This window comes from Coprococcus sp. AF38-1 (assembly GCF_003603945.1).
Lineage (GTDB): Bacteria > Bacillota > Clostridia > Lachnospirales > Lachnospiraceae > Coprococcus > Coprococcus aceti.
Genome location: NZ_QVGO01000003.1, coordinates 753 through 25,105, shown reverse-complemented (window position 1 = coordinate 25,105; position 24,353 = coordinate 753). Strand labels below are relative to the sequence as shown.

20 protein-coding genes are annotated in these 24,353 nt (G+C 44.6%); 5 read left to right on the top strand and 15 right to left on the bottom strand.

Annotated elements, in window-relative coordinates:
- Positions 1 to 13 precede the first annotated feature (13 nt).
- On the top strand, positions 14 to 1,096 hold the full coding sequence (locus DW025_RS04645; protein WP_119998949.1) for an alpha/beta hydrolase: 1,083 nt from the start codon (positions 14 to 16) through the stop codon (positions 1,094 to 1,096).
- On the opposite strand, the gene DW025_RS04640 is transcribed toward DW025_RS04645, so the two are convergent.
- The 5 genes from DW025_RS04640 to DW025_RS04620 form a co-directional block, all read right to left on the bottom strand.
- Positions 1,097 to 2,947, bottom strand: a complete 1,851-nt coding sequence (locus tag DW025_RS04640) for an alpha-amylase family protein (protein WP_119998947.1) — start codon at positions 2,945 to 2,947, stop codon at positions 1,097 to 1,099. It abuts the gene before it with no gap.
- A 114-nt stretch (positions 2,948 to 3,061) separates the two neighbouring features.
- Positions 3,062 to 4,027 carry a PfkB family carbohydrate kinase gene (locus DW025_RS04635; protein ID WP_022217187.1) on the bottom strand — a complete coding sequence of 322 codons (966 nt, stop codon included), beginning with the start codon at positions 4,025 to 4,027 and terminating at the stop codon, positions 3,062 to 3,064.
- A gap of 389 nt (positions 4,028 to 4,416) precedes the next feature.
- A complete protein-coding gene (locus DW025_RS04630; RefSeq protein ID WP_117548643.1) occupies positions 4,417 to 4,617 on the bottom strand; it encodes a cold-shock protein in 201 nt (66 codons plus the stop codon).
- 150 nt (positions 4,618 to 4,767) lie between these two features.
- On the bottom strand, positions 4,768 to 7,287 hold the full coding sequence (glgB, locus tag DW025_RS04625; protein WP_118757585.1) for a 1,4-alpha-glucan branching protein GlgB: 2,520 nt from the start codon (positions 7,285 to 7,287) through the stop codon (positions 4,768 to 4,770).
- A 24-nt stretch (positions 7,288 to 7,311) separates the two neighbouring features.
- Complete coding sequence (locus DW025_RS04620; protein WP_117548641.1) at positions 7,312 to 7,992, bottom strand: hypothetical protein; 681 nt, start codon at positions 7,990 to 7,992, stop codon at positions 7,312 to 7,314.
- A gap of 297 nt (positions 7,993 to 8,289) precedes the next feature.
- On the opposite strand from DW025_RS04620, the gene rpsT reads away from it, so the two are divergent.
- Positions 8,290 to 8,553 carry a 30S ribosomal protein S20 gene (gene rpsT / locus DW025_RS04615; protein ID WP_022059403.1) on the top strand — a complete coding sequence of 88 codons (264 nt, stop codon included), beginning with the start codon at positions 8,290 to 8,292 and terminating at the stop codon, positions 8,551 to 8,553.
- 153 nt (positions 8,554 to 8,706) lie between these two features.
- On the opposite strand, the gene holA is transcribed toward rpsT, so the two are convergent.
- Positions 8,707 to 9,726, bottom strand: coding sequence for a DNA polymerase III subunit delta (gene holA / locus DW025_RS04610; RefSeq protein WP_119998945.1), 1,020 nt, complete (start codon positions 9,724 to 9,726; stop codon positions 8,707 to 8,709).
- 263 nt (positions 9,727 to 9,989) lie between these two features.
- On the opposite strand from holA, the gene pdxS reads away from it, so the two are divergent.
- Both pdxS and pdxT read left to right on the top strand, forming a co-directional pair.
- A complete protein-coding gene (gene pdxS / locus DW025_RS04605; RefSeq protein WP_004848658.1) occupies positions 9,990 to 10,868 on the top strand; it encodes a pyridoxal 5'-phosphate synthase lyase subunit PdxS in 879 nt (292 codons plus the stop codon).
- Position 10,869: 1 nt separating this feature from the next.
- The gene (gene pdxT, locus DW025_RS04600) at positions 10,870 to 11,433 is read left to right on the top strand and encodes a pyridoxal 5'-phosphate synthase glutaminase subunit PdxT (protein WP_117548639.1); all 564 of its coding nucleotides are present in this window, start codon (positions 10,870 to 10,872) and stop codon (positions 11,431 to 11,433) included.
- Between the two features lie 89 nt (positions 11,434 to 11,522).
- Here the strand turns inward: pdxT and DW025_RS04595 are convergent, their stop codons facing one another.
- From DW025_RS04595 to argC, 9 genes are all read right to left on the bottom strand, one after another.
- Positions 11,523 to 12,473: a YitT family protein gene (locus DW025_RS04595; protein ID WP_119998943.1), complete on the bottom strand. Its 951-nt coding sequence runs from the start codon at positions 12,471 to 12,473 to the stop codon at positions 11,523 to 11,525.
- Positions 12,474 to 12,554: 81 nt separating this feature from the next.
- Positions 12,555 to 14,924 carry a DNA internalization-related competence protein ComEC/Rec2 gene (locus tag DW025_RS04590; RefSeq protein WP_165854744.1) on the bottom strand — a complete coding sequence of 790 codons (2,370 nt, stop codon included), beginning with the start codon at positions 14,922 to 14,924 and terminating at the stop codon, positions 12,555 to 12,557.
- Positions 14,925 to 15,032: 108 nt separating this feature from the next.
- Positions 15,033 to 15,968: a GerMN domain-containing protein gene (locus DW025_RS04585; protein WP_243104896.1), complete on the bottom strand. Its 936-nt coding sequence runs from the start codon at positions 15,966 to 15,968 to the stop codon at positions 15,033 to 15,035.
- A gap of 9 nt (positions 15,969 to 15,977) precedes the next feature.
- Positions 15,978 to 17,453 carry a sensor histidine kinase gene (locus DW025_RS04580; protein ID WP_117548636.1) on the bottom strand — a complete coding sequence of 492 codons (1,476 nt, stop codon included), beginning with the start codon at positions 17,451 to 17,453 and terminating at the stop codon, positions 15,978 to 15,980.
- 1 nt (position 17,454) lies between these two features.
- Complete coding sequence (locus DW025_RS04575; RefSeq protein ID WP_119998938.1) at positions 17,455 to 18,141, bottom strand: response regulator transcription factor; 687 nt, start codon at positions 18,139 to 18,141, stop codon at positions 17,455 to 17,457.
- A 29-nt stretch (positions 18,142 to 18,170) separates the two neighbouring features.
- Complete coding sequence (locus tag DW025_RS04570; protein ID WP_118649260.1) at positions 18,171 to 18,788, bottom strand: ComEA family DNA-binding protein; 618 nt, start codon at positions 18,786 to 18,788, stop codon at positions 18,171 to 18,173.
- A 328-nt stretch (positions 18,789 to 19,116) separates the two neighbouring features.
- The gene (gene argB / locus DW025_RS04565) at positions 19,117 to 20,007 is read right to left on the bottom strand and encodes an acetylglutamate kinase (RefSeq protein WP_015533199.1); all 891 of its coding nucleotides are present in this window, start codon (positions 20,005 to 20,007) and stop codon (positions 19,117 to 19,119) included.
- Positions 20,008 to 20,050: 43 nt separating this feature from the next.
- The gene (argJ, locus tag DW025_RS04560; RefSeq protein WP_118757581.1) at positions 20,051 to 21,277 is read right to left on the bottom strand and encodes a bifunctional ornithine acetyltransferase/N-acetylglutamate synthase; all 1,227 of its coding nucleotides are present in this window, start codon (positions 21,275 to 21,277) and stop codon (positions 20,051 to 20,053) included.
- A 55-nt stretch (positions 21,278 to 21,332) separates the two neighbouring features.
- Positions 21,333 to 22,373 (bottom strand): N-acetyl-gamma-glutamyl-phosphate reductase, encoded by a 1,041-nt coding sequence (argC, locus tag DW025_RS04555; RefSeq protein WP_055223794.1) that lies wholly within the window; start codon positions 22,371 to 22,373, stop codon positions 21,333 to 21,335.
- 483 nt (positions 22,374 to 22,856) lie between these two features.
- Here argC and DW025_RS04550 point away from each other — a divergent pair, with 483 nt between their 5' ends.
- On the top strand, positions 22,857 to 24,095 hold the full coding sequence (locus tag DW025_RS04550) for an argininosuccinate synthase (RefSeq protein ID WP_004848633.1): 1,239 nt from the start codon (positions 22,857 to 22,859) through the stop codon (positions 24,093 to 24,095).
- Positions 24,096 to 24,353 lie beyond the last annotated feature (258 nt).

Sequence of the window (24,353 nt, the reverse complement as noted above, 5' to 3'; positions counted from 1 at the left end):
AAAGGAGGCCTTTATGAAAAAGGAATTAACCATTTTGACCACATTCAGCATAGCCATTATATTAGTTGTCACCGGGTGTCAACACTCGTCAGCATCTAAGAACGACTCTACTGTCACCAAATCGGTCACCAGCTATTCTTCATCCGAAAATACGGCAATCGAAGAAGCAGCAACAAGCGAAACCTCTGTCAAAGAAATCACAACTGAGGAAATTACGACAGAAGAAATTACTACTGAGGCGATTACTACAGAAGCACCAACTCCAACAGGTTTACTCCCGGAGGAACGTGCCAGCATAACCATGGGAAAACTCTCTCCCGATCACATGTATTATAACGAGGTGACAACACTTGATCCCGCCTGTGCGGACTATATCAACGAATTATCCATTTATGATGCTGAGATAGATGACACTTTTGTTGTCCATATATCTCTTCCACCTGATTATAACGAAGCAAGCACATATCCAATGGTTGTTATGACCGATGGAGTCTGGAGACTCAGCGATCACCCTGAACTCAGACCTCTTATGACATCCGGTCAGATACAGGATGTTATTCTTGTCAGCATAGGGTATCCAAACACTTACAATTATGATGTCATCAGAAAAAGAGATCTTCAGACTAACCCGGATTCATTCCTGCATTTTATTGTAGACAACCTAATCCCTTATCTGGAAGAAATATACTCTGTAAACCCTGAAAATATGACTCTCACAGGACATTCCCTGGGTGGATACTGGGCTTACTACGCTCTGTTTCATAATGACACTATAGGGAAAAATACATTTACAAATTATTATATTGGCAGTCCTTCCATGTGGGCAAATACTGACGGTAAATTTATGTCTACATACGAAGATGAATATTACAGCAGAACACAGACTCTGAATGCAAATGTCTATGTAACCGTAGGTGCAAATGAGGATAAAAACTTCATATCTTCTATCGAGGATTTCTACAACGATTTACAGGAGAGAAATTATTCCGGCTTAAACCTAACCTACGAAAAAATAGAAGGCTATGACCATAACACAGTCTTTAAGCCTTCTATCAAAAATACTCTTCTTATGTTCTATAAAAAAGATTCCGAATAACTATCTGTAGAACCACCAGCATCCATATCTAGGCATGACTGCTCCAAGCTCACGGAGGGTCTTGCCTGATATGAGATCTGTGTATATGTCAGCCTGATCCTCAGGCATGGTCCAGATGAGCTGATCCATATTGCTGAAGTTGAAGAATGCCCTCAGCTCATGTCCTGCATATTCCCTCACTATACCAAGAACGCTTGCACATCCTGTCTCTATGGTGTATACATTTGCATTACATGAAAATACATCATGCGATGCCCTGATATCCTCCATGTGGCGCAGCGCATCAAATATCTTCATGGCAACAGGATCCTTTTTCTCAACCTTATCCCACGGGAAGTTTCCTCTGTGGAGGTATCTGCTATCCGCCCATTTGTCCGGATCATTCTTATACGTATAATCGTTTGTCTGACCTATCTCATCACCGCTGTACAGAACCGGAATTCCACTCTGTGCCAGCAGGTATCCATGAAGCATGAGATCGCAGGCAACAGCCTGGTCGATCTTGTCTGCATTTGCCTCGTACTGTCCAGCCTCAAGGCCTGACAGGGACGCTGTTGTTCCACACAGACGGGCATCTCCAAGTCTAGGATCATCGTTATAGAGCTCGCCTCTGGAATCACTGTTGTATCCCCTTCCTGTAAAATAGTCGTTCAGGAACTTCTTGTGTGCCACCTCATCTATGCCGAACTGTGCCAGCCAGTCATAGTCAAGCCCCCAGCCGATATCATCGTGGCATCTGAGGTAATTCAGGAACACATAATCCTTTGGAAGTGCACACACCTGATCCATCTGGCGCTTTAAGAGTCCCACATTCTTTGTGGCTATCGTGTTCCATGTGGATGCCATGGTTGTCACGTTGTAGAGCATATGGCACTCTGGCTTGTCAACTGTTCCAAAGTATGGAACTACCTTGGAAGGCTCCATAACGACCTCTCCGAGAAGAAGAACTCCCGGACATACTATCTCACTGATTATCCTCATCATACGGACAAGAGTGTGAACCTGCGGCAGGTTACGGCAGTTTGTGCCTATCTGCTTCCATATATATGGAACTGCGTCAAGTCTTATGACGTCTATACCTCTATTTGCCATGTACAGCATGTTGCCTACCATGTCGTTGAACACCATAGGATTTGCATAGTTCAGATCCCACTGGTATGGGTAAAATGTAGTCATGACCACCTGATTGCAGTCATTTATCCATGTGAAGTTACCAGGCGCCGTAGTTGGGAATACCTCAGGCACGGTCTCCTCGTAAATATTAGGAACAAACCAGTCATCATAGAAGAAATATCTGGATCTCGCGACAGGATCCCCCTGTCTCGCTGCCCTTGCCCACTCATGATCCTCGCTTGTATGGTTCATCACAAAGTCCAGACAACAGCTTATACCCTGTCTGTGGCACTCTGCAGTGAGGTCCTCCAGATCCTCCATGGTTCCAAGCTCAGGCTTTACCTTTCTGAAATCCGCAACAGCATATCCGCCGTCATCTCTGCCCTTAGGGCTTTCCAGCAGTGGCATAAAATGAAGATAATTCACACCACATGACTTCACATATGGAAGCTTTTCTTTTACACCCTTGAGAGTTCCCGCGAATGCATTTGTGTACATCATCATACCCAGCAGATCATTCTGCTTGTACCAATCCGGATTCTTGACACGGCTTCTGTCCAGCTTCTTGAGATCAGCATTCCTCTCCTGATAATAACCATACAGAGAATCACACAGCCAGTCAAATGCCTCCATATTGTTGTTATAGAGCTCACAGTATAGCCACTTGAGCTCGTCATATCTCTCATCAAATCTCTTAGTATATTCTGCAGTCTTTTTCACTGTCTTTGAACCTGCCATTTATCTTCTCCTTTTCTGACTATAGTCAATTAACCTATCATTCTCATTTTATTTACATAATCTGTATCATTAACGTACATAACCAGTTTTAATCTGTTACCATATTTTTATCTATTACTGTCTCTCGGCAATGAGCTTCTCAACCTCAGATCTCTCCGGCATAACCTTGAGTGCTCCCTTGCGTGTTGTGATGATCGATGCAGCAGCATTTGCGAATACAAGCATCTCTGTAAGCTTATCAGTGTCAAGATCTTCAAGTCCATTATCAAGTACATAATTCAGCACGCATGCACAGAAAGTGTCCCCGGCGCCTGTGGTCTCTATAGTGTTCTCCTGGATAAACGGCTTTGCCTCAGCGACTACATCCCCGTAGTATGCACGGCTTCCATCTCTTCCCATGGAGAGAAGTATCAAAGGTATATTGTATGTGTCCTGAAGTATCTTTATACCCTCGTCAAAATCCTCTCTTCCTGTGAACCACTGTATCTCATTGTCCGATATCTTGAGCACATCACACTGTCTCATACCCCAGTCGATCTGATCATGGGCCTCGTCCAGCGTCTTCCACAGAGGCTCCCTGAGGTTCGGGTCAAATGTGACGATGCATCCAGCCTCCTTTGCAGCAGCCACAGCCTTCTGTGTTGCAGCACGTGACACTTCATATGTCAGTGAGAGTGATCCGAAATGGAACAGCCTGGCATCCTTTATGATACTCTCATCCACCTCATCTGCGCTTAACATGATATCCGCTCCCGGATTCCTGTAAAATGAAAAGTCTCTGTCTCCGTCCTCGTAGGTATGCACAAACGCAAGTGTTGTATGTACATCCCTGTCAAACTTCAGATTGTCAGTATTGATCCCGGCATCAGCCACAACACCGGCAAGCATTTTTCCAAGGAAATCATCCCCTACCTTTCCAACAAATGCAGTCTTCTTGCCAAGCTTCTGCAGCATAGCGAGAACATTGCATGGTGCTCCGCCAGGATTGGCCTCCATCATCATATTGCCCTGACCGCTGAGCCCGTTCTGTGTAAAGTCTATGAGCAGTTCTCCAAGTGCCACAACATCAAATCTCTTCATGGTACATATCCCCCTTATAATCTAAAATAAATACGTGCCTGTTTATTTAACTGTTTATCACCAACAGCAAATGCATGAAACATGTTTCACCATATATGTGTATTCTACATTTTATCATCGCCAGCCGTCAAGATGATTTTTAAATATGTGTTGTTTTTATTATAGCAGACATACAATTTTAGCATATGGCGATATCTATAATATTCTTGTATTTATGTAACACGAGGCCTTGTAGATATTTATCTCAGTTCTACGCAATAGCATGCTCCAGTTCGTTGCTCATAAAAAACATCCCCTGATCATCTGTAATCATAACCCGGGGATGTTCTCCTAATTCAACATGTATTCGCTTTAAATATATGGCTGTTTTGACATATACCGCATTGTATTTACAGTTTTGTCACATTTGTCGCCTGTGGACCCTTTTCACCGTCCACAACCTCATACTCTACTGTATCTCCCTCTTCAAGAACCTTGAAGCCCTCCATATTCAGTGCTGAGAAATGTACAAATACATCTGCTCCATCCTCATCACATATAAAGCCGTAGCCTTTCTTTGCATTAAACCATTTTACTTTTCCTGTCTTCATACTGCTTCCTCCTTAAAAACTACCCGGATTCTTACGATCAGGAAGATCGTCACCCGCCTGATGTACAAAAAAGGGGCACAGAACAATATCGTTCTGTGCCCCTTTGCACTTACACCCACATTATATGACCTGTTGTCTCATATTGCAAGTTTATTTTTTTCGTGAATTTATATCTTTCCGGATATCATCAGCAACAGCCGTCACTGACTTTTCTATATCAGCTATATCATCCTTGATCCCTTTTGATATCTCAGATGCTTCTTTCTTCAACTTAGCAGTCTTCTTCTCTGCATCATTCTTCAGCTCTGATGCCTTTTTCTCAGCGTCTTTCTTTATCTCCTCAGCCTTCTTCTGTGCCAATGCAGCCTTTTTCTTTGCAGCGTCCACACGTTTCTTTGCAGCCGCCTTGGCTGCCGCTTCCTTCTTCTCAAGCTCAGGTGACATATCCGTGTAATCGTACTCAAACACAACTGTTGAGAGTGGTGGAACCGTGATGTCTATACTGTAAGGAGTTCTGGCATTCTTCTTGTCCAGTGCCTTGACCGGCTTGCTGTTGAGTCTGCCCTTTCCGCCAAACTGTACATCATCTGAGTTGAGTATCTCCTTGTATGTCGTGTAGCACGGAGCCGGTATACTGTAATTATCTCTCTCAACCGGAGTGAAGTTGCATACGAAAAGCAGCTGCTTCTTCGGAGTTGAGCCTCGTCTTACAAATGAAAGTATGCTCATGTCCGGGTGATCGCAGTCTGTCCACTCAAATCCCATTGGATCTGTGTCATTCGCATACATCGCATCATTGGTATTGTAAAGCTTATTGAGCGCTTTGACATACCTCTCCATGCCCTGATTGAGCGGATTGTCTAAGACGAACCAGTCAAGGCTTCTCGCCTCACTCCACTCTCTAGGCTGTGCAAATTCCTGCCCCATAAAGAGCAGCTTCTTGCCCGGATGTCCATACATGAATCCGTACGCAGTTCTGAGATTTGCGAATTTGTCCTCCTCGCTGCCAGGCATCTTTTCTATCATTGAGCGCTTGAGATGAACTACCTCGTCATGGGATATGACGAGAACATAGTTCTCAGCATACGCATACGAAAGACTGAAAGTCAGCATGTTCTGGTTGTTCTGTCTGAAATATGGATCCATCTGCATATACTCAAGGAAGTCATTCATCCATCCCATATTCCACTTGAACAGGAAACCAAGTCCGTCCATGGATGCCGGAGCAGTTACACCTGCCCACGCTGTTGACTCCTCTGCTATTAGATATGCCCCCGGATTTCTCTCCTCCATGATGCGATTTATATTCTGCATAAGTGCTATTGCCTCAAGATTTTCGTTTCCACCATGCTCATTCGGAAGCCACTGTCCATCCTGCTTGCCATAGTCAAGATACAACATGGATGCCACAGCATCCACGCGGAGTCCGTCTATATGGAACTTCTCGACCCAGAACAGAGCATTTGCCGTGAGGAAGTTTGCCACCTCATTGCGGCCATAGTCAAATATATATGTGCCCCAGTCAGGATGCTCTCCTCTTCTTGGATCCGGATGCTCATAGAGAGGCATCCCATCAAAACGTCCAAGTCCGTGCGCATCCCTAGGAAAGTGTGCTGGCACCCAGTCGAGGATAACACTGATTCCCTTGCTGTGCATATAATCAACGAAATACATAAAATCTACTGCATCACCATATCTGCTGGTCGGTGCATAATAATTGGTAACCTGGTAGCCCCATGAGCCGTCAAATGGATACTCTGATATACCCATGAGCTCTACGTGCGTATATCCCATCTCATTGAGATAGTCTGCCACCATAGGAGCGAGCTCCCTGTATGTGTAGAAGCCTGCATCGTCATCCTCAACCTTCTTGTGCCATGAGCCGAGATGCATCTCGTATATGGACATAGGCATGCGCATTCTGTCAGTACGGCTGATCTTGCTTCTATCCTTCATCCATGATGTATCCTTCCACTTATAGCTGCTTATGTCCGCAACCACAGAGGCATTCTCAGGTCTCATCTGACACTGGTTGCCATATGGATCCGCTTTGTACAGTATCTCTCCATATCTTGTCATGATCTGATACTTGTACACAGCACCTGGCTCCACGCCCGGCAGGAACAGTTCGTATATTCCCTCATTTGCCGTGATCTGCATAGGATTTACATTACCATCCCAGAGATTGAAATCACCGACTACACTGACACGTCTTGCATGAGGAGCCCACACTGCAAAGTAGGTTCCACGTACACCGTCTATAGTCATAGGGTGTGCGCCAAGCTTCTCATATATATTGTAATGTCTACCCTCCGCAAAAAGGTATGTGTCAAAATCCGTGATTAGCGATTCAAATGAATATGGATCTGCACTGTTTATAATGGTGCCATCCTCATATGTGGTGACAACATTGTACTTGTTGCCATCATACTCCTTCTTATCAAAATAAATGGCGAACAGTCCTTCATTTGTCATCTGTTCCATGGTGTGTATCTTCTTACCTGTGCGCGATGTAACCTCTACCCTGATCGCCCCCGGCTTGTACACAACGATTATCTGACCTTCACCATAATCATGGATTCCCAGCAAATGCTTTGGCGCATTGATCTTGCTGGCAATGAGCTCATCATAGAGCACCCAGTTTATCCACTCCTCGATTCTTTTTCTCATAACTACCTCCCATTATGTAACCTTCTATCTGAATTTGTGTGGACGTGATTTCTTATAGCTTATAACCCTGACTATGATAGTAACCACAAGTCCAACAAATATCGTTCCAACATACACCCAAAGAACCTTCGTTCCCGTACCGGCCGGTATTATATCCGGCAGGACATCGTGTCCCGGAAAAAGCTCCGCATAGCTTTCTCCAAACACCATTCTTCTTATGCCATACATGATTCCGCTGCCGGATACCGCCATGGCTATAAAGCTGATTATTCCTATTATAACGCCTGCAGCGCCGCCCCATACAACACACTCATACAGTCTCCTTCTCCTTATGACTACAAAGCATGCCACCAGAAGCACAATGGATATGAACACACCATTGCTTGCCTTGGATTTGATGTCTGCAAGCTGTTCAAGCCTCATCACATTCTCAGTGGACAGATATACGTTGCCAAGCCTGTACTCCTGCTCGCTGTCCCCATCCAGAGCATCCAGCACGATACTGTATTCCACCCACGCATCAAATTCTGATAATTCATCAGTCTGTCCGTTATTCATGACTGAACTTATCGTGCCGCTATTACTCGGCTTGTAGCTCTTCTCCGCAACCCTGCAAACGCTGAACGAACACATTATCGCCGTGGAGATGATCAGCAAGACCAGCGAAAGTGCCATTATCACCTGAAAAAATCTATATTTAAACATCTGTATATTTCTCTGCTTTTCCTGTATTATAATATGTATGGATCATTAAGACCCACTGCATATATGATACCATTTACCTCTTTTTATGTAAAGGAAAGTAACATGTTGTTTTACTTCATTTTTCTTAGGAAACAACATGAAAATAATCCGCGAAAATGCGCAATTTTTTGTTTTTTAGTCTTGACAACGAATTGCGTTTCATCTATTATATGTGAGTATGTTTACATTGAATTGTCCGTGTCCGGTTTTAATGTAAAACCTTATTATATTTAATTAGATTTTATGGAGGTAAGAATTTTGGCTAATATCAAATCTGCAAAGAAGAGAATCAATGTTATCGAGAAGAAGACACTTAGAAACAAGATGATCAAGTCTAAGGTTAAGACAGTTATCAAGAAGGTTGAGGCTGCTATCGCTGCTGGTGATAAGGCTGCTGCTCAGCAGGCACTTGTTGTTGCTACATCAGAGATCAACAAGGCTGCTTCAAAGGGCATCTACCACAAGAACAACGCTGCTCGTAAGGTATCACGTCTTGCAGTTGCAGTTAACAAGATGGCTTAAGCATCTGGCTGATAACTACATAACTTTGACACAAGGATTTGGATATATTAAACGGCTGCATATATTTGAACCAATCATAGTTATATAAAAAATAACCACTGTTTTCACAGTGGTTATTTTTTTACCTCAATATCTAATATCATCACCAGTCTCCTACTGCATCTCACACAGCTCCACGATCATGACCTCCATCGCTGCGTTATCCATAACCTGTCCGGTCTTGAGCTTGTAGTCCATGTCCTGACAGTTCTCCACTATGTCTTTAAGCTGTGCCATGCTGTAGCCCCTGCACTGAGCCTTGTAATTCTTCACCGCCCACACCGGGCATCCTGCGATCTTCGCCAGGCTGGCGTCCTGCGCGCCATCTGATAATGCCATCTTTACCAGAAGGAGCTTGTTGAACTGTCTCATGATACATGCGTTTATCATGATCGCCGATTCCTTATTCTCAAGAAGATCGTGATACATACTGCAAGCCTTCTCCTTCTGCTTTGCAATAATGAAGTCTATCATCTGATACACCTTGCTCTCCGCATCCTGACTGCACAGAAGATCCACATCATGCTCGCTGACCTGCTTCGTGTCTCCGGCGTAGCTTATCATCTTGTCAACCTCATTCTTGATACAGTTCATATCCATGTTAGCAGCTTCGATTATCTTGTATATCGCCGTGTCTGTGGTTGCAACACCATCGGCACGGAACAGTGACTTCACCCACGTGACCATCATCTTCTCATCAGGGGTCGCAAAATCCAGAGCCTCTCCATTCTTGTCCACAGCCTTGAACAGCTTATACCTGGTGTCCACATCCATCTCTACAAATATGGCAACTGATGTATCCTCTATCTCCACCAGCTTCTTTGCAAAATCCTCATTGCTGCTCTTGAACAGACCGCTGTTCTCCACAAGGACAACTCTTCTGTCCGCAAAAAATGGCATCTCGTTGCAGAATGCAAGAAGCTCAGATGTATCGATCCCATTTCCGGCAAATTTCATAAAATTCAGATTATCGTCCTTATCAGTCAGAGCCGACAGCAGCTTATCTCTATACTGGTTCACGAGATACCTCTCCTCCCCATACAGAAGATATATCTTGGAAAACTCCCCCGTCTTTATATGTTGGTTTATGACCGCCATCGCGTTCTTTTTTTCTTTTTTCTTTGTTGCAGCCATTACGTTTCTCCTTCATCAAGCTTATGTCTCACAATATGATTTTCAAAATACAGTACCAGTTTCTACCATAATTATATCTTATGTGGCAAATCTGACCTGTTTTTCTATGTATTTTGATAACGCCAGAGGTTATCTGACCTGTTTTTATAATCACATATTGATTATTTCTATAATGTCACTTTGGTTTTATAATCACCTACAGATTGTGAGTTTATGTACACTCACTCCAATAAACACAAATCTAATTATAACGGAGGTTCAACATGGAGACAACAGAAAGATATAAGTTAAATAAGGAACTTGCCCAGATGCTTAAGGGCGGAGTTATCATGGACGTTACAACACCTGAGCAGGCTAAGATCGCTGAGGCTGCCGGCGCTTGTGCAGTTATGGCACTTGAGAGAATCCCAGCAGATATCAGAGCTGCCGGTGGTGTATCACGTATGAGCGACCCACAGATGATCAAGGGAATCCAGAACGCTGTATCAATCCCTGTTATGGCTAAGTGCCGTATCGGACATTTTGCAGAGGCTCAGATCCTTCAGGCCATCGAGATTGACTACATCGACGAGAGCGAGGTTCTCTCACCAGCAGATGACGTATACCATATTGACAAGAGACAGTTCAAGGTTCCATTTGTATGTGGTGCCAAGGATCTCGGCGAGGCTCTCAGAAGAATCAACGAGGGTGCTTCAATGATCAGAACTAAGGGCGAGCCTGGTACAGGTGATATCGTTCAGGCCGTAAGACATATGAGAAAGATGAACAGCCAGATCGCTGAGATCGTCAGCATGAGAACAGATGAGCTGTATGAGGCAGCTAAGAAGCTTGAGGTTCCTTACGATCTCGTTCAGTACGTACATGAGAATCACCGTCTCCCAGTTGTAAACTTCGCAGCCGGCGGTGTTGCTACTCCTGCCGATGCAGCTCTCATGATGCAGCTCGGTGCTGAGGGTGTATTCGTAGGTTCAGGTATCTTCAAGTCAGGAGACCCTGCTAAGCGTGCTGCTGCCATCGTACAGGCAACAACAAACTACAATGACGCTGATCTCGTTGCAAAGCTTTCAGAGGGACTTGGCGAGGCTATGGTTGGTATCAACGAGCAGGAGATCGCAATCCTCATGGCAGAAAGGGGTAAGTAATATGCAGGTTGGTGTATTGGCAGTACAGGGAGCTTTCGCAGAGCATGAGCATGTACTTTCCGAGCTCGGCGTATCATGCATAGAACTTAGAAATGCCGGAGATCTGAACAAGCCTTATGACGCCCTGATCCTTCCTGGCGGTGAGAGCACAGTCCAAGGAAAGCTTCTCAGAGACAGCGACATGTTCGACACTATAAAGTCTCAGATCAAGGGTGGCATGCCGGTTCTTGCCACATGTGCAGGACTTATTCTTCTGGCACAGCACATCGAAGGTGATGACACTGTACACCTTGGCACTCTCCCTGTCACAGTAAAGAGAAATGCCTACGGAAGACAGCTTGGAAGCTTCCACACAGAGGCCGAGCTTAAAGGTATCGGTGAGGTTCCTATGACTTTCATCCGTGCACCTTATGTGGCTGAGGCTTCACCTGAGGTTGATGTCCTTGCAACAGTTGATGACAAGATCGTGGCGGTTAAGTACGGCAACCAGTTTGCCCTCTCCTTCCACCCTGAGCTTGACAGCGACTACAGGATCCACAAGGCATTTGTAGACAGTATCCAGTAATATATTGACTACAGTCTAAAACATATATCAATAAAGAAAGCCTGTGACATATACAGCAGTTATCTGCCGGTATATGTCACAGGCTTTTTCTAATCTATTTTTCCGGTATGCTCCAGGCCATCAAAGTCCGTCATACTCTCATGCTCAGGAAGATTTGTGAGCGGTTCTTCCTTCTCCTCTATCTTCTCAAGGATCTCCTTGTATTCATTATCCTTGATGTGGTTGCCGATGATCTCCGCCACATCCGTAACTGTGACAAATGCAGAAGAATCTATGGAATTGATGATGTTCTTCAGCTCACCGATCTCAAATCTCGTGATAACACAGTAGAGCACTGTCTTGTTGCCGCTTATCATTCCCTTGCCCTGCATGATGGTAACTGTTCTTCCAAGCTTCTTGTATATCTTGTCTGCCACCTCTCTGGCATCATCAGTTATGATCATGGCTGCCTTCGCCTGCTCAAGACCGGTCTCAACCATATCAAGCACCTTTGATGTTATAAAGTATGTAAGAAGACTGTACATCGCCCTGTCCAGACCAAAGAGCATTCCCGCAATAGAATATATAATCAGATTCATGCCCAGAACAACTCTTCCAACCGGCCAGTCTTTTTTCTTGTTCAGCATGATGGCCACGGTCTCCGTTCCATCCAAGCACCCGCCGAACTTGATGATGATACCAACTCCAAGTCCAAGTATCACACCGCCGAAGCACACCGCAAGTATGGTCTCTGAGGTTGCATTTTCAAGGGGTTTGAATATCTCCACAAATACTGAGAATACAGCCATGGAATAACCGGACTTCACCATGAACATCTTACCAAGCTGTCTTGAACCTATTATAAGAAACGGAACATTAAGAACGATCGTCAGAATACTCAGGGACACTTCTGTGAGATTATTGATCATGATACCTATACCGATGACTCCTCCGTCAAGTATGGTGTTCGGCACGAGAAATTCTTCGATAGCAAATGCAGCTATAACTGCGCCAAGTGTCAGCATTACAAATTCCAGCAGTAATTTTAGTTTTTTTGTCATACTCATCTTCCTTTCCACATCATAATCGTTTCTTCCTTCCCCTGTTCTCCTTTCAGAATTCTTATTCTCATAACTCCCTGATCATCTGTATACGGTTACCGAAATTCCACCATCCGTTATCTCTACACATATAGCTCCATGGTCTATGGTACTCATTACATCAGCTCCACAGGCATCCAAACGCTCCAGTGTCTCCCCGTGCGGATGACCATATCGGTTATTCTCCCCCGCCGATATGATCGCAAGATCCGGGTCGACTGCTCTCAGGAACTCCCCACTCGTAGAATATCTGCTGCCGTGATGTCCGACCTTCAACACATCAGCACTCAGATCACCGCCCTCCGAGATAAGCTCCCGTTCTCCATCTTCTCCCAGGTCTCCCGTAAATAAAACACTGTACCCTCGATACTCCAGACGGATAACCGCAGAAAGATCATTTGCATCTTTTATATCAGTTTTTTCGGACGGATGCAAGAAATTTAACCACACCTTAGCTGCATCCTTGCCACAGGACATTTGAGAACCGCCGTCCATATATATGATATTTACGCCTCTTTTCTCTGCCAGCTCAAGCAGTTCACCCATATTTTCAATATTACCATACATCGGAACCACAAGATTATCTATTCTGATACCGGAGTTCGTATCGCTTAGAAGATATTGGATACCGGACACATGATCCTTATCTCCGTGTGTCACAAATGCATAATCTACATGAGCTGCACCATAAAACTTTAGAACAGGCACCATCACGTACTCACCAACCTTATTGCTACTCGACGAGCCCCCATCTATCAATATATTTACTCCCATGCCAGACCTTATAAGTATGCCGTCTCCCTGACCAACATCCATAAATACAACTCTGAACTCCCGGTCAAATGAAGCTGCTTCGTAACACACGCAGCACAAGGTCATGATCACAGCAGCGCACAGACAGACCATCCGCCTCCTCACCCTGGCGCAGTCTGCACTCTTTGCTCTTACAAGCAGGATCAGCACTCCAACCATAGCCATATAAAATACTACGATCATCATAACCGACACATGGCCTGTATTTATACTGTAAAATGGAAGCTTCATCGCCCATTCGCAAAGCTGCCTGTATATTGCAAGTATCAGCTTCACAGGAAACGCTCCTATGCCCACCGCCATCTCATTGCCCTGTAGTATCCCGGGAAAAATAAGCATAGCCGCAATCACGACGATACTCACGAATATTATCACAGAAACCAATGGCACTATGAGCAGATTCAGAAAGATCGAATACAGCGGAAACTGGTAATAATAGAATATAACAAGCGGTCCGGTGGCAAGTGTTATCGCCAGATTCATTACAAGTGTGCTGACTACCTTATTCTTAGTTGGAATAAGCTTTTTCATAAGTGCTCCAGGCACCGCCATCCCCAGCACTGCAGCAAAAGACAACTGAAATCCGGCATCAAGGATAATACCCGGATCAATCAGCGCCTGTATGACTGACGCGGTTCCCGCGGATGTAAGCATATCAGGGCTTCGCCCCTTTACCTGACCGATCACAGATATCACCATCATTATCATGGCTCTTACAGTTGAACTCGCCATCCCTGTCATAACTCCGTAAAGTACGATCACAGATATAGCCATTATACCTGATGCCATATATGACCCTGTAAGCCTTCGCAGCACACCGAATAATGTCATTCCTATTATTGCTATGTGCACACCGGATATCGCCAGAATATGAGCTATTCCATTCATCTGAAACAGCTTCTTCGTATCCCTGTCAATGCCGCTCTTATCCCCCAGTAGCATTGCCTTTATCACCGAGCCATCCGTCTCTCCAAACACACTGTCTGTGATCTCCCCGGACTTTATACGCAGCCTGAACAGAATGTCTCCTATACGGCTGTAGTCCTCTCCACACTCCAGAATGGAGATATCCTTTCCTACTATATATATTCCCTTGTGCGAATAATATTCCCGCGCATCGAATTCGCCCGGATTATCTGCAGAGTCCGGCCTTGACAGACCGCAGCTTAAGGTCAGCTTCATTCCGGTCTTCAGGCTTCCCACGTCTTCCATGTACAGCAATACCTTTGATCTTCCCCGGTATTCCACAGTTTCTTCTGAGTCGCCTCCGCCAAATGTTATCCATTCCGCATACACATATACCCGCCATTCATCGCCGGACTGCCTGATCTCGTACACCTTTCCTTCTATACCGCCCGGCTGCTGCCCATCGAGCTCTTCTGCGAGTCTCTCCTGCTTTGACATAGCACAGCCATTCATATAACCGGTCAACGAGATCATTCCAAATATCATCATACTCAGAACGCATCTGACGATCCTGTTCTTTCTGTCTTTATCACCATGAGCTTTGCCACTATAAAAAAACATGGCTGTGCCGGCTTTGTCCATGTAAACCGACAATACCGGTGCAGCCAATATGACCAGACCAATTATAAGCACTGAACTGTCAGCCGCCTCTTTATACGCCTCTCCAAGCGCAAAGCATACTGCTATCCAGAATAATGGTCTCTTTATATTCGTATCCTCCCGTTTTGTTCAAACTTCTGTTTATCTCTCAAGCTTTGAATAATCAGCAGTAAATTTCCTGCTGAGATCGATGTTGTTCAATCTGTTATTTGTATTATCCACATTTATCTGTACCATCTTGACATCTTCAAGCTCCATGAGGGAATCCACAACAGAATACACAAGTATCTCATCGTCCACACCTGCTGTTCCATCCGCAAAGCTCTCATTAAATGTTATCGTACACACACCGTCAGCATCATCCACAGTGACACTCTTAACCACAGTTTTCTCATTGAACGGTACAACTGTTCCATCGTAACTCATTCTCAGTCCTGCAACCATCTGTTCCTCCAGTGATTCAGGCGCTGATCTGTCCAGATCTATGGTCTTCTGAACCAGCTTCTGTCCTGTGCTGTCCGGCATATATATGTTGTACTCTTCATGTGGATTCATGAAGTTGTCCATATCTGAAAATGAATCATTTGTGATCTCCTCACGCACGATACTGTTCTCATTTGCAATATCAGTGTATTCATACACAACCTTCTTCACCGATTCGATCTGTGTCAGAGTTCTCACAAATGCCGCCTTGCTTAGCACCATCTCATATGTGTCAGTGGCCTCCCAGTCAACGTTGAACATAAGATTGATAGTTGCCTGACCGTCATATGTATATCTCTGGTACGTAACGCCCTGAGGAACCGGGACCTGCTTATCCGTCATTTCCCCGCTGTCCATCAGCGCATTCATCACAGTATCGATAAGGTTCTCCGTCGTGACGAGCTGGTCACGGGTGACAACCTCCGGGGACAGATCAGTCCACGTTGAGTTTGCATAGTACAGAGTCAGATTTTCAGTTGAATCGTCCACAGTTTTTTTCTTTCTGCCACTCTTGCTGTCGCTTCCACATGCCACAAGGACCACCACCGTGACCATGACCATGGCAGTGAGCAAAATTCTTTTTTTCTTCGTCATATCTATCCTTTACTCCTGAGCCTGTAACGGAATCTTTACCGTGAATGTCGTTCCCTTTCCCGGCTCACTATATACATTTATAGTTCCTTTGTGCATGATAATAATATTCTTCGTGATGGCAAGTCCCAGACCGGTTCCACCTGTGTCTCGGCTTCTCGCCTTGTCTACTCTGTAGAATCTCTCAAAAATGTGATTTATACAGTCCTCCGGTATGCCGACACCGGAATCCGCAACCTTGATATAGAAATTCCTGTGGTCTGAATTGAGAGAAACCTTTATCCATCCGCCATCGATGTTATATTTTATTCCATTCTCTATCAGGTTAGAGATAGCCAGTGTAAATTTCACCTTGTCTATCTCAGCTTTTATATCGCCAAAGCTCTCAAATGAAAGCTGTATGCTCCTCTTCTCCGCCAACGGCTTAAGTCTCTTGAGTATGAGATCCATAAACTCGTTCATGTCCACAGGCTCTTTATTCAGGCTGTCCGGTCCCTTATCTGTTTTGACCAATGTGAGCAGATCACTTATGATCTCCGCCTCTCTGTCTATCTCCTGAACTATATCCTCCATGAATTCCCTGTACATCTCCGCCGGTACATCGCTCTGGGTGAGCAGCGACTCGGACAGAACCTTCATGGATGTTATCGGTGTCTTTAACTCATGTGAGACATTTGATACGAATTCCTGACGGGACTCCTCAAGAAGCTGTGCCTTGTTGAATATATCGTTTATATCCTTTGTCAGCTCCTGTGTCTCTCTGAACATACCATCCACGCTCATCGGTTCAAGGCTGCCGCCTTTCATTCCCTCTATCTCGTTTCTGACATGGTTCACATCCCTGACTGATAACTTAGCCGAAAAATAAGCAGCTATCAATCCAAGTATCAAAGATATCGCAAACAGATAAGTTGCATTTCTCTTCATATATATTGACAGGTTATCGAGAGCATCGGTCTCAAGAGATATCAGTGCCACCGCATCTGTATAGCCCTCACTGTTGATCACTGGAACTATGCGTCTGTACACATTTTCCTCTGTCTCTGATATATACTTCTGCTGCCCCTTCATTACGCTGAACACGTTCTCATCCACCAGATATCTTCCAGTGTCTTTTCCATAGGAGTCCACCACGACCTTGTAATCAGTATCCACTATAACTATACGTGCAGAGAGAGAATAAGCCATGGTCTTTATCTCGTCCACGGCTCTCCCTATATCATCCTCCGCCTTGTGTTCATTCACTATATGAGCAATGTATTCTGCACACTCCTGTGCGTGTCTGTCAAGATTTCTCTCACTCTTCGAATTCACAGTGCCCGCCAGTATCCACAGTGCTGCATAAGCGATCACTGCCACACTCACTGCCACAATGAGCGATATGATAGTTCTCTGCCCCACTCTGATACTGACCCTTGATCTCTCCTGGGCGGTATTCTTCTCTTCAATTTTTTCTGTTTCAACTGTTGCACGTTTCTTTTTTTTCATATCAGCCCTTGAAGAAATATCCTACTCCCCATTTTGTATGAATGTATACCGGCTCACCCGGATTAGCTTCTATCTTCTCACGAAGTCTTCTAACATGCACATCAACTGTTCTCGCATCTCCCGGGTAGGAATCTCCCCAGATCGTATTCAGGAGTTCATTTCTTGAATATACCTTGTTTGGATGCGCCATGAGCAGTTCAAGAAGGTCAAACTCCTTGGCTGTCAGATTAAGCTCCTTACCACCGACAAATACACGTCTGCTGTCAAGCTCAACCTTCATTCCGTTGATCTCCATTACATTTGACGGTTTTGCAGGTGCCTGCTTGCGGTTGCTTCTTCTAAGTATAGCCTTGATCCTGGCCTTCACCTCAAGAATATTAAATGGCTTTGTTATATAGTCATCTGCACCATACTCAAGTCCCATGATCTTATCCATATCCTCACCCTTTGCAGTGAGCATGATAATTGGGACACTTGAAAATTCCCTGACCATCTGACACACCTCTATTCCGGTATATACAGGTATCATTATATCCAGAAGCACTATATCATAATCGTTGGCCTTTATCTTCTCTATAGCCTCGCCACCATCATAGGCTGTATCCACTTCCATATCATCCTGTTCCAGGCTGAACTTCAAGCCCTTAACAATCAACTTCTCATCATCCACAACAAGAACTTTCTTCATCTTAACATCCTTTCTACCCCGAGACTCATTTACTCTGTCGATATATATGTCTCCAGTTTCTCATATATACTGTCTCCTATGCCACTGACATTCTTAAGGTCTTCTTTACAGGCAAATGCTCCATTCTTCCGTCTGTACTCGACAATCTGTGAGGCCTTCGTCTCGCCTATTCCCGGTAACGTCATAAGCTCCGCAGCATCTGCACTGTTGATGTTGACCAGTCTCTGTTCCGACGCATCTGTCCCACCTTCGCTCTCTTCCGGAAGCTGTTCACCTCCGACAGGGAAGTACAGCTTCTGACCATCCTCAAGCACATCTGCAAGATTCACCGCAACGGTATCTGCGTCATCGGAGAATCCTCCCGCCGCCTCAAGGCCATCATTCGCCCTGGATCCGGCTTCGAGCTCATATACACCCTCATTCTTCACTGCTCCGCATACAAAAACTGTTATGTATTCTGGAATTTCTGAATGTATCGTTACGCTCTCGTCTGCTCCGGCTTCTTCCGCGCCTTGCTGCGAAGCTTTCTCCGTAACATTCTCTTCTGAATTACCGGATATAGTTACCTGTTCTTCTCCACAGCCGGAACACAATAATGTCATCGTCAGCACGCATAAATATGCTAAATTTTTAATTATTTTCTTCATCGTGCGACACCTCCTGTGTCAGCACAGAATTACACAGGTTTATTGTATCTAAACACCTCTGAATTTACAACAATATATTTCTATTTTATTTCATTTTTGTTACTTTTTTCACAAAAGAGCCCTTTTATCCCTTATTCATTGATACTTTTTACAATACATAAAAATGTAACATTTTTATAAACTCCCCGATTCAGATCAGACATAAAAAAACAGCATACATGACCGGTAATCTTCCATCCTTACAGATGGCTGTCCACCATGGTCATATATACTGTTTTATAATTTACTATTTTATTATTTGAAGCTTTGTTATATTCTGCCCCGCATCCTAGAATAAAGGCTCCTTGAGGATAGCAGTTCCGATACCCTTCTGGGTGAAGAACTCAAGAAGCAGGCAGTGCTGAAGACGGCCATCAAGTATATGCACTCTTGAAACTCCATTTTCCATGGCTGCGATACAGTTGTTAAGCTTCGGAAGCATACCGCCGCCGACAACGCCCTTCTCTATGATGTCCTTTGCCTCATGTATATCCATCTCTGAGATAAGTGTTGACTTGTCTGTTGGATCAATAAATACTCCCTCGATATCTGTGAGGAATACAAGCTTCTCAGCCTCAAGAGCTGTTGCTACTGCACAAGCAGCATCGTCCGCATTGATGTTGTAATCCTCGTAGTTCTCATCCACTCCTATAGGTGCAATAACCGGGATGAAATCATCCTCGATGAGTGATGTAAGGATGGATGTGTCAACATTTGTTATCTCTCCCACATAACCTATATCCTTGCCACCAGGGAACTTCTTCTTGACTGTGAACATACCGCCGTCCTTGCCGCTGATTCCGACTGCCTTAAGTCCGATCTTCTGCATGAGACTTACAAGACTCTTGTTGACCTTGCCGAGAACCATCTCTGCGATCTCCATCGTCTCTGCATCTGTAACACGGAGACCGTTGATAAATTCTGCCTCCTTGCCGACCTTCTCTACCCATTTGCTGATCTCCTTGCCGCCACCGTGTACGATGACCGGCTTCATGCCAACGAGCTTTAACATGGCAACGTCCTTGATAACGTTGTACTTGAGATTCTCGTCAAGCATAGCGCTTCCGCCATACTTTACTACCACTGTCTTACCCTGGAACTTCTTGATATACGGCATAGCCTCTATCAGCGTCTGTGCCTTCTCAATTACCTGATCTACTGTGTAATCACCTATAACCATTTCTCTGTCCTTCTTTCTTCTATTTTACATTATTGACTACAGTCTATTTTCTGTAATCCGCATTTATCTTGATGTAATCATATGTGAGATCACAGCCCCACGCTGTGGCCGTCTCATCTCCCATATTCATATGCGCCTTGAGCTTTATCTGCTTCTCAGAAAGTATGTGGCTCGCTTCCTTCTCATCGTAATCAGTAGTCACTCCATGCTTTACGATCTCAAGATGTCCTGCCACACTGGCTATCTCTATATCCACCCTGTACGGATCAAACTTCACGCCGCTCTGTCCCATGGCGCACACTATTCTGCCCCAGTTGGCATCAGCTCCGTACATGGCACACTTTACAAGATTGGAGGCCACTATCGCCTTTGCCAGATGTCTTGCAGTATCCTTATCCGGCATGCCCGACACATCCACCTGAAACATCTTGGTAGCACCCTCGCCGTCCGAGGCTATCGCCCTGACAAATGCGCGGTTGATATATCTTATTGCCTCGACAAATGCAGGAAAGTCGTCATCGGTCTCCAGCAGTTCCTCGTTGCCCGCCATGCCATTTGCAAATATCATGACAGTGTCGTTGGTGGACATATCTCCGTCCACTGACACCATGTTGTATGTATCGACCACATCAGCCTTAAGCACCTTGCCCAGCAGCTCTGAACTGATATTCAGGTCTGTCGTGATAAAGCTGAGTACGGTTCCCAGGTTAGGATTGATCATTCCTGATCCCTTACACATACCTCCGATGGTGACCTGCTGCCCCTTGATCTCTAAAGTTACGGCTATCTCCTTCTTATAGATATCAGTCGTCTTGATCGCCTCCGCGGCATCCACTCCGGCATCTATAGAATATGAAAGCTCCGACACCAGCATATCTATACCGCTCTGTATGACATCCATCGGAAGTCTCATTCCTATGACTCCTGTAGAAGCCACCGCAACCGTGCTTGGATCTATGCCAAGGCTCTTACCTACATGGGCCGCCATGGCCTCCGCATCATGGATTCCCTGCTCTCCGGTACAGGTATTCGCCACACCGCTGTTTACCACCAGCGCCTGACACATTCCCACATTCTGGCAGAGCCGCCTGTCGTATATGACCGGAGCCGCCTGAACCATGTTCTGTGTAAATGCTCCTGCCACATGAGCCGGAACATCGCTCACCAAAAGTGCCATATCTTTTTTCAGTTTATTTCTTCTTATTCCAACGTGAAGTCCCGCTGCCCTAAAGCCCGCAGGGGCGGTCACGCCTCCCGGAATTATCTTCATCCTACCACCTTATTTCCAAGTGCATATTTTGAGGCAAATGCTTCAAACCTGATGTTTATGGGAAAACAGGAGCCATGCGAAGACCCTCAGCCTCGTCAAATCCAAACATGATGTTCATGTTCTGCACAGCCTGACCTGCTGCTCCCTTTACGAGATTGTCAAGTGCACCCATGGCGATGACTCTGTTTGTTCTCTCATCTATCTTGAAATTGACATCCACATAGTTACTTCCCTCAACCCATCTTGTCTCAGGACATACATCCTTGTCGAGGACTCTGATAAATCTCTCATTTGCATAGTACTTATCGTATGCAGCTCTCACTGTATCGTAGTCGACCTTCTCCTTGAGGTTGGCATATGCTGTCACAAGTATTCCTCTGTTCATAGGAACAAGATGTGGAGTGAAATTAATGACTATCGGACTTCCATTCGCATATCCAAGCTGCTCCTCTATCTCAGGGGTATGTCTGTGTGTTGTAACACCATAAGCCTTGATGCTCTCGTTGACCTCACAGTAGAGATTTGCGATCTTCGCGCCTCTTCCTGCACCTGATGTTCCAGACTTAGCATCAACGATGATGGAGTTGGCATCAACCAGACCTTCCTTAACCAGTGGGTAGAGTGAAAGGATCGAACAAGTTGTATAACATCCAGGATTTGCAAGAAGTCTGCACTTCTTTATATCCTCCCTGTTTATCTCACAGAGACCATACACAGCCTCGTCAATAAACTGTGGGCTCTTGTGCTCTATCTTGTACCACTTCTCATAAGTAGCAACATCCTTTATTCTGAAATCTGCACTGAGGTCTATGATCTTGACTTTGGACAGTATCTCCTCATTTACCAGTGATCCGCACAGTCCCTGTGGTGTGGCGGTAAATATTACATCTACCTGTGAGGCAAGCTCCTCCATGTTGTCATCCATACACTTTGCATCCACGATCTGGAACATGTTGCCGTATACCTGATAATACTTCTGATCTATAAAGCTTCTTGATCCATACCATACGATCTCCGCTTCCTTATGTCCAAGAAGAATTCTTACTATCTCCTGTCCTGCATATCCTGTTGATCCGATAATTCCTACCTTAATCATAACTGCCTCCATAATTTATATGTACTTTTTCTATATCTGTATAAAGACATACTCTGTCTGATTGTATACCTGACAATGTATATCGTCAACATACACTATTTAATATGTAGAAATACACTCATTACCCTGAGCTTTTGTATCTCTGTTCCTCGTTTTCTCTACGGAAACTTTTATAATTATACATTTGTAACGTATAATATGCAATGGTTTTTTTGAATATTTGCATATTTGTCCAAAATATACGATTTATCAGCGTTTTTGCCACCATTTTGCTCTGTATTTATGCATATTTTTCATGAATAATATACGGTGAACGAATGAATATTTTGAAAAATCACTTGCATAATATACATTTGCGTTGTATAGTTCATGTAGAAAATGTCATATAGAGAATCCCGCTTAGCCGGACAGAGCTCTTGTGATGTGCGTAGATGTATCCTTATTGCATCTGCTCTATATTTATAAATAGGAGGATTTATTAAAATGGCTAAAGAAAAAGTTGTACTGGCTTATTCAGGCGGTCTTGATACCACTGCCATCATCCCATGGTTAAAGGAGACATACGGATACGATGTTATCTGTGCATGTATAGATGTAGGTCAGGAGAGTGAGCTTGAGGGACTTGACGAGAGAGCAAAGTATTCAGGAGCTGAGAAGCTTTACATCATCGATGTTGTAGACGAGCTCTGCGATGAGTACATCATGCCAACAGTTCAGGCTGACGCTGTATATGAGAACAAGTACCTTCTCGGTACTTCATTTGCAAGACCTATCATTGCCAAGAAGCTCGTTGAGGTTGCACGTAAGGAAGGCGCTGTTGCCATCTGCCACGGAGCTACAGGTAAGGGTAACGACCAGCTTCGTTTTGAGCTTTCTATCAAGGCTCTTGCACCGGACATCAAGGTTATCGCTACATGGAGACAGCCTGAGTGGACAATGCAGTCACGTGAGGATGAGATCGCTTTCTGTAAGGCACACGGCATCGATCTTCCATTTGATGCAAAGCATTCTTACAGCCGTGACCGTAACATCTGGCACATCAGCCATGAGGGCCTTGAGCTTGAGAATCCTGCAAATGAGCCAAACTACGATGACCTTCTGGTTCTCTCAGTTACACCTGAGAAGGCACCTGATGAGCCTGAGTACATCGACCTTGACTTCGAGAAGGGCTACCCTGTAGCACTCAACGGCAAGAAGATGAAAACTTCTGATATCATCCGTGAGCTGAACAAGCTCGGCGGAAAGCACGGTATCGGTATCATCGATATCGTTGAGAACCGTGTTGTCGGCATGAAGTCACGTGGTGTATACGAGACACCTGGTGGAACTATCCTTACAGAGGCTCATAAGCAGCTTGAGGAGCTCACACTTGACCGTGATACCATGGAGTACAAGAAGCTTGTCGGAACAAAGTTCGCAGCACTTGTATATGAAGGAAAGTGGTTCTGCACTCTCCGCGAGAGCCTTTCAGCATTTGTTGCCAAGACTGAGGAGCGTGTAACTGGTCATGTAAAGATGAAGCTCTACAAGGGTAACATCATCAAGGCTGGTACTACATCAGATTATACTCTGTACTCAGAGAGCCTTGCTTCATTCACAACTGGCGACCTCTACGATCACAAGGATGCTTCAGGTTTCATCAACCTGTTCGGTCTTTCAATGAAGGTTCGTGCTATGATGGATCAGAAGCGCGAGGAGAAGGACAACGCCAACAATAAATAATTTATAGATTCTTAACAAAAGAAGCGTGTTGGAATAGTATATAGAAAAGGAAATGGGTTTTTACCACATTCTACTGTTGTGGGTTGCTCGTTTCCTTTTTTATTGATAGAATATCATACAGATATTTCTTACCATTTTCTGCATTCTCACTAATTTCATAAAAATCCCCAACATACCCTTTTAAATACCGGGCAACTCTTAATGAATTTATACACATCGTTTAAAATCGCTATGTTTTTGCGTATGCTCACATATGCT